General features: G+C 55.3%; 13 protein-coding genes, 1 other RNA gene and 1 pseudogene. 8 read left to right on the plus strand and 7 right to left on the minus strand.

All coding sequences use genetic code 11. The features are described 5' to 3' along the window. Positions 1-62: 62 nt before the first annotated feature. A complete protein-coding gene (locus tag C5Y44_RS13525; RefSeq protein WP_233189989.1) occupies positions 63-218 on the minus strand; it encodes a hypothetical protein in 156 nt (51 codons plus the stop codon). A gap of 86 nt (positions 219-304) precedes the next feature. Beyond that, positions 305-466, minus strand: a pseudogene (locus C5Y44_RS13530) (hypothetical protein); the annotation flags it as partial. A 268-nt stretch (positions 467-734) separates the two neighbouring features. Here C5Y44_RS13530 and C5Y44_RS12780 point away from each other — a divergent pair. Together C5Y44_RS12780 and C5Y44_RS12785 are read left to right on the plus strand one after the other, a co-directional pair. Beyond that, entirely contained in the window at positions 735-1544 is an 810-nt protein-coding gene (locus C5Y44_RS12780; protein WP_105325282.1) for a PTS sugar transporter subunit IIA, read from the plus strand. Between the two features lie 23 nt (positions 1545-1567). Next, positions 1568-3169 carry a PTS ascorbate transporter subunit IIC gene (locus C5Y44_RS12785; protein WP_105325283.1) on the plus strand — a complete coding sequence of 534 codons (1602 nt, stop codon included), beginning with the start codon at positions 1568-1570 and terminating at the stop codon, positions 3167-3169. A gap of 79 nt (positions 3170-3248) precedes the next feature. Here the strand turns inward: C5Y44_RS12785 and C5Y44_RS12790 are convergent, their stop codons facing one another. From C5Y44_RS12790 to C5Y44_RS12800, 3 genes are all read right to left on the minus strand, one after another. Continuing rightward, positions 3249-3968 (minus strand): DUF4352 domain-containing protein, encoded by a 720-nt coding sequence (locus tag C5Y44_RS12790; RefSeq protein ID WP_105325284.1) that lies wholly within the window; start codon positions 3966-3968, stop codon positions 3249-3251. A gap of 455 nt (positions 3969-4423) precedes the next feature. Continuing rightward, entirely contained in the window at positions 4424-5470 is a 1047-nt protein-coding gene (locus C5Y44_RS12795) for an SURF1 family protein (RefSeq protein WP_105325285.1), read from the minus strand. 12 nt (positions 5471-5482) lie between these two features. Continuing rightward, a complete protein-coding gene (locus C5Y44_RS12800) occupies positions 5483-5995 on the minus strand; it encodes a low molecular weight protein-tyrosine-phosphatase (RefSeq protein WP_105325286.1) in 513 nt (170 codons plus the stop codon). Between the two features lie 65 nt (positions 5996-6060). On the opposite strand from C5Y44_RS12800, the gene C5Y44_RS12805 reads away from it, so the two are divergent. The 5 genes from C5Y44_RS12805 (at position 6061) to C5Y44_RS12825 (ending at position 11217) form a co-directional block, all read left to right on the plus strand. Further along, a complete protein-coding gene (locus C5Y44_RS12805; protein WP_105325287.1) occupies positions 6061-7218 on the plus strand; it encodes a Nif3-like dinuclear metal center hexameric protein in 1158 nt (385 codons plus the stop codon). A 90-nt stretch (positions 7219-7308) separates the two neighbouring features. Further along, a complete protein-coding gene (locus tag C5Y44_RS12810) occupies positions 7309-8034 on the plus strand; it encodes a zinc ribbon domain-containing protein (protein ID WP_105325288.1) in 726 nt (241 codons plus the stop codon). 65 nt (positions 8035-8099) lie between these two features. Further along, complete coding sequence (locus C5Y44_RS12815; RefSeq protein ID WP_105325289.1) at positions 8100-9326, plus strand: bifunctional RNase H/acid phosphatase; 1227 nt, start codon at positions 8100-8102, stop codon at positions 9324-9326. 9 nt (positions 9327-9335) lie between these two features. Beyond that, an RNA gene (rnpB, locus tag C5Y44_RS12820) (RNase P RNA component class A) lies at positions 9336-9750 on the plus strand. Between the two features lie 66 nt (positions 9751-9816). Further along, positions 9817-11217, plus strand: a complete 1401-nt coding sequence (locus C5Y44_RS12825) for an RNB domain-containing ribonuclease (RefSeq protein WP_105325290.1) — start codon at positions 9817-9819, stop codon at positions 11215-11217. Between the two features lie 26 nt (positions 11218-11243). Here C5Y44_RS12825 and C5Y44_RS12830 read toward each other — a convergent pair whose 3' ends face one another. Continuing rightward, positions 11244-12527, minus strand: coding sequence for a galactokinase family protein (locus C5Y44_RS12830; RefSeq protein WP_105325291.1), 1284 nt, complete (start codon positions 12525-12527; stop codon positions 11244-11246). Between the two features lie 171 nt (positions 12528-12698). Here C5Y44_RS12830 and C5Y44_RS12835 point away from each other — a divergent pair, with 171 nt between their 5' ends. Further along, positions 12699-12911, plus strand: coding sequence for a hypothetical protein (locus C5Y44_RS12835; RefSeq protein WP_105325292.1), 213 nt, complete (start codon positions 12699-12701; stop codon positions 12909-12911). An 8-nt stretch (positions 12912-12919) separates the two neighbouring features. Here C5Y44_RS12835 and C5Y44_RS12840 read toward each other — a convergent pair whose 3' ends face one another. Further along, a complete protein-coding gene (locus tag C5Y44_RS12840) occupies positions 12920-14773 on the minus strand; it encodes a CYTH and CHAD domain-containing protein (protein WP_105325293.1) in 1854 nt (617 codons plus the stop codon). Positions 14774-14860: the final 87 nt, after the last annotated feature.

The raw sequence follows: 14860 nt of genomic DNA on the forward strand, positions 1-14860 counted from the left end.
CTTCGAAGCGCAATCCGATACACTATCTAAGGCAGCATAACCGCCCCCAACCTGTCTACTTTTCAGGGGTCACGCCCGGCATCGGAAAGCGCGGAATGCGGACGGAAATTAATGATGCCGGCAGCGTCTAAAGCTTCCTGAAACTTGGACTTGCCCAAAACCTGCGTGCTGAGTTCTTGGGTATCAATAATCCAATCGCCATATGCCGGCCAGACCACCCCAAGGCGCGCGAATTCCTGGCGTAAAAACGCTGCTCAAAAGAAGCATCGTGCGCCACCATCGTCCGACCTGCCAAAAGCGACGCAACCGTGTTGGCGATATCTGCAAAAGTAGGAGCTTGCGCAACATCCGCATCCGTGAGCTTGTGGACGAAAGAATTGGCAATAGCGCACTCAGGATTAACAAGGGTGTCCCACGTCTTTTCCACCTGGAACTTATGATCTAAAAGCACCACACCGATTTCCACGACGCGGTCGGAGGAGCTTAAGCCCGTGGTCTCAAAATCGATGACCGCGTAACTTGTATGGGCTGACGTTTAAACCTCCGAGGCGGGGACAGTCGGACAGGGGACGGCTATTTACTATCAGCCTAGTCTGATGATGCGTCACCGAAGCGGCGAGATTTATAACGATTGCTTAACCTATCAATCGTGAAGGGGATTAATCACATTACATAGGGCTGCGGAAAGCGTAAGTTTATGCTGGGAGTAACTGTATTTATAGGAAGGACTGTTCATGTCACAGTTAAATGCTCTACTGGGTGATGAATCGATTGATTTACACGCCCGCGCGGCTAATTGGCGTGACGCCATCACCATAGCCGGAAATCTTCTAGAAAGCAGCGGGGCGATTAACCCTGCCTACACTCAGGACATGATCGAGTCCCTCGAAGTCAACGGCCCATACATCGTGGTAGCCCCTGGCTTTGCCTTTGCGCATGCTCGTCCGTCGGAGGCTGTGAAGCGCACTGCCATTTCCTGGGTGCGCTTGGAAACCCCGGTCGCTTTTGGCCACGGCACTAATGACCCAGTCAACCTTGTCGTCGCACTCGCTGCGCAAGACGATAAGGCGCACACCCAATCCATGAAAGAGCTAGCGAAGCTTTTGGGCAAGAAAGATACCCGCGCCAAGCTAGACACTGTCGCTACTGCCGATGAACTCCGGGAGGTACTAGAAGGAACGGGAGCAGCGTCGAAACCGACTGCATCGGCAAGCAGTGCATCTCTGAGCGATGCACCGCAGATCGCAACTGTCGAATCAAAAGGCAAAGTGCTCACCGTATGCGGCAATGGGCTGGGCACCTCGCTGTTTTTGAAAAACTCCCTGGACGAAGTCTTAAACGATTGGGGCTGGGCGAAACTCATCAACGTCGAAGCCACCGACACCATCTCGGCGAAAGGCCGCGCGAAAGAAGCCGACTTCATCTTGACCTCCGGGGAAATCGCCGCCACCTTGGGCGATGTCGGCGTTCCGGTATGGGTGATTAAAGACTTCACCTCTTTAAGCGAAATCGACGCCGCTCTGCGCGAGCTGTATGCGGTTTAAGTAACTAACAGAAAGAAACGACAATGGATGTAGTTCTTGCCATCGCGCAATTTCTGGTCAATGAAATCCTCGCCGTGCCTGCCTTCCTCATCGGTATTATTACCGCAATTGGTATGGCCGCCATGGGCAAAGGCATTGGCCAAGTACTCGGCAGCGCGATCAAAGCCACCCTGGGCTTTTTACTTATCGGCGCCGGTGCCGGGCTTGTCACCGCGTCTTTGGAACCTTTAGGCGTCATGATTGAAGGCGCCACCGGCATGCGTGGCGTGGTTCCGACCAACGAAGCCATCGCCGGTATCGCCCAAGCTGAATACGGCAGCCAGGTTGCTTGGCTGATGATTTTGGGCTTCGCGGTCTCATTGCTGCTCGCACGCTTTACCCCGCTCAGCTATGTATTCCTCACCGGTCACCACGTGCTATTTATGGCTACGATGTTGACCATCATTTTGGCCACCACGGGCTATAGCACTTGGGTGGTTATCATCGTCGGTGCCATTTTGCTGGGCATTTTAATGGTTGCACTTCCGGCCATCGCACACCCCTGGACCCGCCGAATTACCGGCAATGATTCCATTGCCATTGGCCACTTTGGCACCCTGGGCTACGTCGCCGCTGCCGCCACCGGCAAGGTCGTCGGCGGCAAAGACAAAGCGAAGCAAAGCCCCTCGACCGAAGACCTGAAACTGCCTGAGGGCCTGCGCTTTTTGCGTGACTCGATGGTTTCTACCGCGCTATCGATGGCGATTATGTACATCATTTTGGCGCTGCTATTTTTGGCCCGCGCAGGCAAAGAAGAAGCCTTCCAAGCTTTTGAGGGCGGTGCCACAAACGTGGGCAACTTCATCATGCAGTCCGTTACCCAGGGTCTGCAGTTTGGTGTGGCCGTTGCCGTTATCCTCTTTGGTGTGCGCACCATCCTGGGTGAGCTAGTCCCAGCATTCCAGGGCATTGCCGCCAAGGTTGTGCCCGGTGCTATTCCTGCTCTCGATGCCCCAATCGTGTTCCCATACGCTCAGAACGCAGTGCTTATCGGCTTTATTTCTTCGTTCATTGGTGGTCTTACCGGCCTGGCTCTTTTGGCCGTGTGGCTCAATCCGATGTTCGGAGTTGCGCTTATTCTGCCTGGCCTTGTTCCGCACTTCTTCACCGGTGGTGCAGCAGGTGTCTACGGCAACTCCACCGGCGGTCGCCGCGGCGCGATGTTGGGCGCTTTTGCCAACGGACTTATCATCACCATCTTGCCGGCCTTCCTACTTGGGGTACTCGGCACCTTCGGCGATGCGAATACCACCTTCGGTGACGCCGACTTCGGCTGGTTCGGCATCCTCATCGGCTGGTCCGCGCAGCTTACCGGCGCATTAGGTCTTATTCTGTGCGCCATCGTAGGTCTTGCAGTACTCGCTTTGGGCTGGTGGACGCAGCGCAAGCTTGTCGATGGCGACTGGGACCCCACCCCCTGGCGCGATGACCCAGCGGGCGCTGCCGAAGCGGCAGGGGATCCGACAGCTGCATCCGACGGCCAAGCATCAAAGGCAGTATCTGCCGGTCTGACAGCTGCCTCAGTGAAATACCCAAAGATCGCGCCGCCACAAGGAGCACCGATCCCACCGGCGCCGCAGTACTAATTCGACCCAAAGACAAATGAGAAGAACGTGCGCTCCCTGAATAAATCAGGAAGCGCACGTTCTTTGCGTTAGACATTACTTAGATATTGGCAATCCAAGTCGCAGTATCGCTGCTGAAGGAGAACATTGGCTCCCACACGATGCGGTATTCACCTGGATCAGTTCCCTCGAAGAACACCGTACCGGTTACGGTACCGCCTGGTGTCAGTTTTCCACTGTCCAGTTGACCGTCAATTCCGGCCCAAGAGGCGTCGGAGACTACGCCAGCTGGGGTCTGGATGGTCCAGTCAGTAGTACCGAATGACGCCTCATCATCGCCATTGTTGAGGTAGGTGACCTCTGCAGCAACGTAGCTGGTGCCGAATACATCGGAAGTAGTGGTAACACTGTTGATGGTGATGTCGAGACCCTTGGAAGTGGTGTAGGTCTGGCCCGGAGCTAGCTCAGGCGACTGAGCTTCGCCTTCTTCAGCGTCTGCTTCTTCAGTGTCTGCTTCTGCTGCAGCATCTTCGTTAGTGTCTGCATCGGCTGCTGCTACACCAGCACCTTCGGAGTTGCTGGAAGAAGAAGCAGAATCTGCGTCTTCAGAGTCGCCGCCAGCGATATTGATGATGATTCCCAGTACAACGAGCACACCAACGATGATGGCGCCCCACTTCATGCATCCACCCTTTTTCTTCTGAGGCTGCTGTGGGGCGGCAAAGCCGTTTGGTTGTTGCTGTTGATACTGATTTTGCTGAAATTGACCGTTTCCAGGCTGACTTGCGTCGCCTTGGTAAGGGGAATTAGGGAAGGTCATGCGACTCTTTTCTTAATTCTCGTAGGGATAGGTGGATTCAAGAGAATAATGTAAATGACGTGTCATGTTTCTACAACTTGTTATAAAGCCTCTCCCACCCGCCTGCATCGCTTCTAAAAACTGAATAAGATGCAAGCTGTCGCAAAAAGTGTGTAGTTGCTGGCAATATGCTGGCCGTTTCTTGATTGCTTCCTTAAGGTTATGTGTTTTATCCGGTTTTAGCGGGGGTAAAAAATGGAGAGTGGGTAAGGCAGCAAGATTATGTTTGGGACGCTAAATTCTGAGAACTTAAACCGCAAACCTAATACTGAATATGCTTGATGAGACGAGCTAATCCCACCGGCGCCGCAGTACTAGAAGTACTCCATGGTTAGGGATAAATAACAAAGAACGTGCAGCCAGGATTTCCTAGGCTGCACGTTCTTTCGTGTAACTCCCGCAGCGAAGCGAGGACGTTACGCGCGGTCTTGGGAACGCTTGTTGAACTTGGCGTAGTGGTCGGGGTGCGCGTCACCATAACGTGCGCGCCGGCGCCGCGAGGCGGCAGTGGTGTGGTTTTCTACCACTGGTTCCTCGGACGTACGTTCCGGTTCTTCCTCTTCAACAACAACTTGGGAGACAGCGCCGGCTGTGCTTTCAGTGGTTTCGTCGGAGGAATCCTCAGTGGCGACATCGGTGGCATCGGGTTCGGGGGAGTCCGATGTGCCGAGGGCTTCGAGCTCTGCTTGTTCTTTCTCGGCGCGGCGACGCTCGCGGATTTCAGAATAGACAAACCAGCCCAAGCCAATGGGGGCGAGGATGCCAAAGGCAATCCATTGATAGCCATAAGACAGGTGGTTTCCGCGATCCATTGACGGCAGTGGAATGGTATTCAGTCCGCCTGGTTGGTCATCGGAAAGCTGCACAAATGCCGAGCTCAAGTCTTCGACGCCAGTGACATCCATGATGGTCTCGGCATTGATGGAATAGACCTGGGTGTAGCCATCGCGCTCAATGGGCGCGTTCGTGTGGACTGCCTCGCCTATGCGGGCAAAGCCATTGAGCTGAACTTCGCCGGTGGGAGCAGACTCCAGATCCTTTGGTACTGCGTTGGCTTCACCAGCGGGAATCCACCCGCGGTTGATTAAAATAATGTCGCCGTCAGTGGTCTCAAAAGGCACCAAGGATTGATAAGACGGGCCAGAGCTGACAGGGCGCATGCGCAACAAGGTCTCATAGTCATTGAGGTACTGACCAGTAAGAACTACGCGCGTCCACTCTTTGTCAGCGTCGAGCGAACCATCGGGGTTAATAGCTTCTTTGTAATCCACCGGGTCTGCTTCAAAGGCAGCTTCTAGTTGGTGGTTGCGCTCGACGATGTCATCGTCTTTATGCAGCTGCCACGGCGAGAGAATCGTAATCGAGACATAAGTAAAGGCAATGACAAAAAGAGTTAGAAGAATCCAACTCGGCCGAAACGCACCGAGCCACCCAGAGTTCTTCTTTTTTACCTGTTCGCGCATAATGCCCCTAGTCTAGCTGTTGAGGTGGTCTTTAACCCACTCGATAAGACCGGGAACGGCCTCTTCGATTTCCTGTCGCGTACGGGCAAAATCTGCCTGTGATCCGTAATACGGATCGTCTACATTTGCTCCTTCTGGCGACTGCGGATCAAAAGAGCGCATCATGCGAATACGCTCTGGGGAAATGCCTTCGGCCAATAGTCCATCGACGTGGCCATCATCCATCGCGATGAAGATATCCGCAGTGCGGTGCACTGGGCCTAATTTCTCGGCGCGGTGGCGGTCGCCGTCGTGGCCGGACTGGCGCAATTCAGCAATGGTGCGCTCATCTGCTTTTTCGCCAACATGCCATCCGCCCAATCCGCAGGAAGAAGTGTGGGCGGCTTGTGCAAGACCCGCGGCCTCTAGTGCGTCATGCACGATGACTTCTGCCATAGGAGAGCGGCAGATATTGCCGGTGCAGACAAAACAAATATGCAAAGGATTTGAAGGCTGAGAGGATGATGATTTAAAAGCAGGGGACATAAGGCTGTGTTTACCAGCATTGCTGCGAAAGAAGCAATTGGAAGTGACATATAGGATAGGAGACTATGAGCTCACTTACCTCCAATGCGATTACCGTGGCAGATATTCGTCAGATCCTTGAAACCGCCTACCCGCCATATCTGGCAGAAAAATGGGATGCGGTGGGCTTGATTTGTGGTGATCCCGCAGCCGAGGTGCGCAAAGTTGCCTTTGCACTAGATTGCACCCAGGCTGTCGCGGAGCGCGCGGTGGAAATCGGCGCCGACATGTTGGTTATCCACCACCCACTATTGCTGCGTGGGGTGGAATCAGTTGCCGCGGATACGCCCAAGGGCAAAGTGATTCATACACTTATTCGCGGTGGGGTCGCATTATTTGCAGCGCACACTAATGCCGATTCGGCACGCCCTGGCGTCAATGACAAGTTAGCCGAACTCGTTGGCATCACTCCGGGTCGTCCAATCGTGCCAAAAGATCCGAAGATCATCGATAAGTGGGGCATGCACGTACCAGTCGACGCACTCGAGGACGTCAAGGCCGCCGTCTTTGCTGCTGGGGCCGGTGCTATCGGCGATTACTCTGAGTGTGCGTTCCAGTGGGAAGGCCAAGGTCAATTCACACCAGGTGAAGGCGCGGATCCACACACCGGCTCGGTCGGTGAGACCCACATCGGAAGTGAGATGCGCGTGGAATTTGTGGCGCCGTCGAGTGTGCGGGCGCGGATCATCGACAAGCTGCGAAGCGCACACCCTTATGAAGAACCAGCTTTTGATGTCGTGGAGATGGCTCCGACCGCTGACCTGGACACGGCATTTGGGCTGGGACGGATTGGCGAGCTAGAGGAGCCAATGACGCTGCGTGAATTTACCCAACAAGTAGCCAATGCTCTTCCTGAAACCGCCTGGGGAGTGCGCGCTGCCGGTGACCCAGAGCGCATGGTCAAACGCGTGGCCGTGTCTTCAGGCTCGGGGGATAGCTTCCTAGACAACGCGCGGGCTTTGGGCGTGGACGTGTATGTCACTTCGGATTTACGCCACCATCCGGTTGATGAACACCTGCGAGCGGGCGGTCCAGCGGTTATTGATACCGCGCACTGGGCGAGCGAATTTCCTTGGACGCAGCAGGCTTCGGAAGTAGTTGCCGCAGGCGCTAAAGTGGAATGCGAGATTATTTCACTGCGAACTGACCCCTGGACTATTTCAGCGCACCCGGACGGCGCGTAGTTCTCGTACGTGCGATAACGCAGTGTGCCGTACTTACTGCGCAGGCACAGAGCCGGATATTAACTAAACAAGGATTTGAAGGAGACCATGATGAAACTGGAACCGAAAAAGCAGCAGGTGCTGTTAGATCTCTCACGCACGATGCGTCTTAACGCCGTTGGCGCGCAGGCACCCGAATTGGCGGAAAAGGCTGATTTAGAAAAGGCTGAAACTGAGCACAAGCGTGCACTTGATGCTGCTGCGGCGGCACAGATGGCTGTCGATGATGTGGAAAATGACATCCTGCGCATCCAGTCTGATGAGCGCAAGCTGCGTAAGCGCGAACGCGACGACAAAGCACAGCTGTCTGCTGCTACCGATCCTGATGTGCGCCGCGAATTAGAACATGACCGTTATGCAGCTAAGTCCCGCATCGCGGATTTGATGAGCGAACTACAAGAAGCTCACAACGAAATCCACGCCCTGCGCAATAACCGCGACGTGCATGGCGCACGCGTGGATGAAGCTGCCCGCAAGGTAGAAACCGCGCGCCGTGCCTTGGAAGCGGCACAGGAAGCTGTCCCTGCTGAACCTGAGCGCGATATTGATGGCGAAATCGCCGAGTTGCGCGCGCAGCTAGATGACGATGTCTTGGCTGAGTTTGAACGCCAGCGCCTGGAAAATGGCGTTGGTGTTGAAACGTTCAAGGCGGAAAAGACCTGTGGTTCCTGCTCGATGGTGCTGCCACCAGCTGAGCGCGCTGCCATTTTGAATGCGCCTAAAAATGAGATGCCGCAGTGCTCTGACTGTGGTTCCTATTTGGTACGACCTGCCTAAAGGCACCTCGTCGCACTTTTGGTGCGGCATGCGGCGCCAGTAAAAATATTAAAGGATTGAATTTAGTGAAGGTCATTATCTACGCCGACGGCGGCTCCCGCGGCAACCCCGGCGTTGCCGGTTCCGGCACCGTTATCTATGCAGCTGACGGTTCGACGATCCTCGATGAGATCGTTTACGTCGTGGGCAAAAAGTCCACCAATAATGTTGCCGAGTACTACGGTCTACTGCGCGGGGTTGAACGCGCAGCAGAACTGGGAGCCACCGAAGTGGAGTTTTACATGGACTCCAAACTCGTGGTGGAACAAATCAATGGCCGCTGGAAAATTAAACATCCCGATATGCAAAAGCTGGCGCTTGAGGCGAAGAAGGTCATCAACTCGTTTGATTCCTTCTCCCTTGCCTGGGTAGCGCGTGCCAAAAACTCTGTCGCCGATAAGTTGTCCAATGACGCCATGGATGCCTGCGCTGCTGGCCACCCCGTCGGTATCGTGCGCGCGGAGACAGAGTCGGCGCCTGACACGGAGCCTGCGGCGGAGGTTGCTGAGTCTGCTGCCGAGGGGACTTCGGTAGAGAATGGTGTGAAATCGGCTGCGGAGGGGGTCTCGGAAGAGACCCCGACAAAGCCCTCGACGCTGGATCCGAATGATTGGATGGGGGACCGCGGAGATATCACCCGCTTTGTGCTGTTGCGCCATGGGCAAACGCAGATGAGCGTCAACAAGCAATACTCCGGTCACACGGATGTGGAATTGACCGAACACGGGCAAAAGCAAGCCCTTGCTGCAGCACAAGCACTGGCTAATCGGGGCATCAAATTCGATGCCATCGTCGCATCCCCACTGGCGCGTTGCCAGCAGACTGCTAAGGCAGCGGCGCAAGCATTGGGTATTGATGAGATTGAAACTATCGATGACCTCATTGAGCTGGACTTTGGGCAGTGGGAAGGTGAATCATTCCACGCGGTGGATAAGCACGACGGGCGTCGGTTGCAAGAATGGATGAACGATAGTTCCGTTGAGTGCCCTGATGGCGAATCCTTGCAGCAGCTGCACCGGCGGGTGCGCCAAGTGCGCAAGCAATTACAAAAGCGCTATCCCGGTAAGACCGTGCTGGTGGTTACCCACGTCAATCCGATTAAATCCTTTATCCGCCAGGCTCTCGACGGCAACGCGGCGGTGTTTGAGAAGGTGTTTTTGGGGTTGGCATCGATTAGCGATGTGGAATTTTGGCCCGAGGGATCCCTTGTACGCTGCGTAAATGATATTGGGCACTTGGGTGCGCTAGAATAATTTCTCGAATGAGTCGGCCGGGTGAACGCGGCAATCGAACCGTCCTGCAGGCCAGGACAGGCGAGCGCCGAGGAAAGTCCGGACTTTATAGAGCACGGTGATTGCTAACAGCAACCCAGGGTGACCTGCGGGCAAGTGCAACAGAAAGTAGACCGCCACGCGCAAGCGCGGTAAGGGTGAAACGGTGCGGTAAGAGCGCACCAGCGTCCCAAGTGATTGGGGCGGCTGGGTAAACCCCACTGAAAGCAAGGCATCATGGCCCGTTATTGGCGGGCCTGATCAGGTGTTTGAGAGCTGCTCGCTCGAACCTGAAGGTAGCCGCTTGAGGCGCATTGGCAACGATGCGTCCAGATGGATGTTCACCGCTGTCTGAGGCTTTGAGCTTGAGACAGTACAGAATCCGGCTTATAGGCTGGCTCATTCTTTTTCTTCTCTTTCCCTTTTTACTTTTGCCCCGCGAAAGTAGAAAATTCTGGAACAATGGGACAGCATGAAGTTATATGCTGCGCACCTCGATTTAAGCTCCATCGCCCATGAGTTTAAAATCCCTCTGGCCTTTGACAACAGTGTTACTGATGCAGCGGCGCATGCGCACGATAGGTTCTCTGCGCTGCGTAAAGATATGCGCGATATACCGCTGGTGACCATTGATCCAAAAGGTTCGATGGACCTAGACCAGGCCGTCTTTATTGATAAACCAGCGAGTGGGGCAGGCTATATCGTCTACTACGCCATCGCGGATGTTGCCGCGTTCGTGGAACCGGGCGGAGTCATTGAGCGTGAGTCTTTACAGCGTGGCCAAACGATTTATCTGCCCGGGGAGCCAGCACGCCTGCATCCACCAGAGCTTTCAGAAGGGGAAGCGTCATTGCTTCCTGGTGTTGACCGTCCCGCAGTGATGTGGACTTTTCACCTCGATGCAGCCGGTGAAGTAGAAACTTTTCATGCAGAACGCGCGCTGGTGCGCTCGCGTGCGCGCCTAGATTATGAGCAGGCCCACCAAGATTTAATGGAAGGTCAGCTGCATTCGTCGATTGCCTTGCTGCCGGAGGTGGGCAAATTACGCCAGGCATCCTCACTGCGCAGGCACGCGATTTCCTTGCGGTTGCCATCGCAAAGCGTTGAGCTTAACGATGATGGCCAATACGAATTAATCATTGAGCCTCGCCATGAAATCATGGACTATAACTCTGAGATCTCACTGCTTACGGGCATGTGCGCGGGCCAGCTCATGGCTGAACATGGTGTTGGTTTCTTGCGTACCCTGCCTGCGGCTACACCGGAAGCGGAGGAGGAGTTTCGCCGCGGTATTGCAGCATTAGGCTACGACATTGGCGAGCACAGCATCACGGAATTTTTGCTCTCGATTAATGCCGACGAACCCCGCGGTATGGCGGCGATGCGCCTTGCACAAAGGTTGCTGCGCGGGGCTGATTATGTGTGGCTTGGCGATGGGGAAGCGGAAATCCATGCGGGCATCGGCGGCTACTACGCCCACGTCACCGCGCCACTGCGCCGATTGGTAGACCGCTTCGGCTCTGAGGTGTGTCTCGCGCTATGCGCTGGTGAAGAGATTCCACAGTGGGCAGAAGACAAAGCCGACGAAGTTATTTCCTCGATGCGGCGAAGCTCGCAGCTAGCATCGCAGGTAGAAAAGGCCGTGCTGAACTGGCTGGAAGCCCGCGTCCTGCAACCCTGGGTCGGGCACAACTTCGAAGCCGTGGTGCTTAGCGCGGATAAGGAAAAGAACAAGGCGTCCGTGTTTCTCACCCAGCCGCCAGTGCTTGCCGATGTCGTGGGCGCCCCGCCCGAGGGCCACAGCGTCCACGTGTCACTGATTACCGCCGACCCCGATGCCCGCGAGGTGAAATTCGCGTGGCCTGCGGATTAGGCGCAGCTAGCCTATGCCTAATCCTATTATTTAGAAAGGAATTCAACAAGGGCTTCGGTGCCGTGGACAACGGGAACCACGATAAGCCCATCGGCAGCAAAATCAGCGGCGAAATTCTCCGCGCGCTCACTTGGGACAAAAGTTAATACGGCATTGGAGGTGCCAGCTGACCCGGCGCGTGCTGAGAGCGCGCGCCGGGCAATGGCTAATTCACTCAGTGCATCGGCGTTATCGAGACCATAGTAGGTGCGCAGATCCTGCTGCGAGAGCGCCAAGATAGTGCCGAGCTCACTCCACGCACCTGAGCGCAACGCACGTGCGACCTGGTGGGTGCGGGTGGTTTCTGCTTCATAAAAGCGCAGCCATCCGGATGCTTCGGCAATAGTGGGCTGGCCTTTGGACCCATGAACCTTGTGCACAGCGTTAAGCCAGTCCAATACCCGCTCTGGGGCATCGGGCAACAGACGCAAAGATTCGGTACCAAAAGCGTGGCTGGCATCATCGACAAACTGGCGGCGCTGCGCAATGCCTGCGGCCTGGTCAGGAACATCCGCACCCGCTGGGAAAAGCACAAAAGCACGCTGGGCCCCAGAGATAGGTGCAGCAGCTTTAGTGACCGAATGATCGGCGTAATCAATGATGCTGACCGAACCTTCTTCGGTGCGCAATGCTGCGGTATGACGCGCTGGCAAGGAAGGCAATGAGGAGAAAGTATCAACAGCCTGCGTGCAGACTTCCGCGATCCGCGCACGCGTAGGCGGATCCAGCTCGGTGTTGTCTGGAAGCATTGCTAAGGCGACTGCGACATCGGCAGCTGAGAGTGCACCCATGCCGGCATCACGCGGAATATCGCTGACAATCGTCACATCAGCGCCAGCGGTTTCACGCGAGAGCAACTGACGGTTAATCATGGTCCAAATAACCCCGCCGATGCGCGCGGCCAATCCACCCTGGGGCAGTGGCGGAACCGTCGGGCGGCCTTGCTCATCGATACCTGGCTGTTGTTGGGCAAAGCGCTTGGCCAGCTCATCTAGCTCGATAGCGTCATCGGTGTGCTTTTCACCTTCTGGAGTGGTCTCAATGAGACGCACTTGAACTTTGCCATCGGTGCGAGGGGACACCGCGGCTGCGGCGCGCAGCTCTGAGATTCCCATGACGACGATGCCACCGAAGTGCCCCGCGTGCTCACCTGCAATTGACCATGTGCCCGGGGCGCTAGCAACCGCCTGCGCAGTATGTCCTGCGTGTGCGGTGTGTGCTTCCTGCGCGCGCGTGGAAGCTAAAGAAGTGGGTGCGGGCCACATCGGCATGCTGATCGAGCTCCTTGCATGTGGGGTAGAAAAATTACTGGGTCGAGCTAATTACCTTAATAGTTTAGCGGGCGCGATAAATACCGCGGCGGTAGTGTGGGAAAGCATAAGCCATCTGGTGGCTTTTCCAACAAAGATAACGACCGATAGTTAATTGAGAAGGAGATGCTCATGGCCGCAGAAGTTAGCCAATGGTACTTTGACCCATCCACCGGTGAGGTCTCTCAAGGCAAGCAAGCCGGATGGGAAAACCGCATGGGCCCTTATGATTCTGAATCAGAAGCCCGCTCCGCGCTCGAAATTGCAGCTGCCCGCAATAAGGCAGCTGATAATGAAGACGACGAAGATGATGACTGGGGCGAAGCCCCATCCTGGAAGAAGTAGCGAAGAGTTTACTTTTCCATCTGCTTCTTTAGAGGTTTGAAGGCTTGCTTGATGTCTTTGATGCAAGCCTCATAATCTTCTAAGGCTTCCAAGCCAATTGCGCGCTCACGCTGATACAACAGGCCGTAGCCAAAGGTATCCTCGCCGCGACGACGTGCGGCTTGCGCCAGATGCAGTAGTTTGTCACGCGAAGTTACAGAATCCTGGAAATCTCCAAGCACTGACTGCATCTTCTTACAGGCAGCATAAAGCCCCTTGGTTTTCAGCTTCGTGGCTGCACCTGCTGCCTCTGCGGCATAACGCAGTTTCTTCGCGGCCTTGCGCATGTCGTGGTAGTACTCTTCGCGCTCATGCAGCGACAGCTCATCATTATGCCAATTCTTAGCTGCCTTCTTATGGCGCTTGAGCAGTTTCTGGTACGCCTCATCCAAGTGCGCAGCTAAGACCCGCTCCATCTCCTTGGCAGCCTTTTTAGCCGCTGCTTTGGCCTCAGCCTTTTCTTCCTTCTCAGACTTCTGCGGCTGTTCGCTTAGCTCTTCAGCTGCCTTATCCTCGTCACCTTCGAGCGCACCATCGGCCTCGAGGTTCTCGAGGGCCTCGGAACTCTCGGGGGCCTCGGGAGTTGAAAGAACCACTGCGTCGGTGTCTTCGGAGGCGGCATCAGCCAAGGAAGAATCCGAACCTTGTTCAGATTCAGGCGCAGCCGTTTCAAGAGGAGGGTGCGCTAAAAGATCATCGAGGGAGTCGAGCAATTCCAAGTAGCGCTCGGAATCAAGGGCGGCTACTGCCTTGCGGTGTGCGCGGGTGTACTCGCGGCCCATATCGTTGGCGATGTGGTTGCGGGTGTTTTCATCTAAAGTATCGGAATCTTCAGCGGCAAGAAGCGACTGCCAGCGCTGGTCAACAACTTCCGCATCACGTGCAAGACCAAGGATGCTAGCGAGTAACTTCAATTCGGCTTCAATGTGCGCAATCTTTTCGCCGCTAATGACACCGTGGAAAGTTTCCATGTGGCTGCGCAGCTCCCGAGTGGCCACGCGCATTTGGTGGATGGAATCCCACTCATCGGCGCGCACCTTCGGGTCATAGGCCACCAGCTTGTCACGATTTGCAGCAAGTGCTTTGACTACTGCTGCAGCCGGGGACTTTTTATCCACGTCGGGTTTCAAAAGCGATGGGGGCAGGGGAGCGTTATTAACAGAATCGCCCAAAGCCGAGGCGAGTTTGGAAGGTGATGCGGAGACCCGTGCGCCGGCGGCAATAAATTGCTTGGTCGCAGTGCGGATGAAAGAGGTACCTTCCTCTGAACCAGGAAGATCGCCAGCCAATTCAATTTCCCACTCACGCCAGGAGGTTTGCTGACCACCAGGAAGAAAAGAAAATGCGGTGACATGGTCATCACAAAACTCTGCGCGGGCAACACCAGACGCGTCCACTAAGACCTGTTCGGTGCGTTGGTTATCGACTTGCGCAATAGGCTCGACTGGATGATTGCGGATGATGCTGCGCACATGGGTGAGAAGCTGTGCCGGCACGGTATAAACACCATCAACTGCCTCACCCAGCTCGTGATGAAGTTCCGTGCGACCAGCAGAGCTAGGCAGTTTAATGTGCCAGCCGTCATCATGCCCGCCGGTGCGCCGGCGCAGCGTGATCTTGGCGCGCGTTAAACGCAAGTCCTTGGTGTCGTAGTAAATGGCAGACAAAGACTCCGAGCGCGTGGTGCCGATATCCGCAATACCTGGAAGGTCGGTCAACACTGGGGTGGGTAAGTCCTGCGAGACGGAAAATTTCGCTTCAACTTCTAGAAATTTCGAAACTGACTTAGCTGACTTTTCCGTCTTTCCTGGCTGTGCGGACATTGACCCACCCTCTGCTTTAAATGCGCTGTTGTAATAGACGTGCTTTCTTTTACCAACCTTACCGTGTCTCATCCCAGCTGGCTGGGC

This window comes from Corynebacterium sp. J010B-136, assembly GCF_002967075.1.
Lineage (GTDB): Bacteria > Actinomycetota > Actinomycetes > Mycobacteriales > Mycobacteriaceae > Corynebacterium.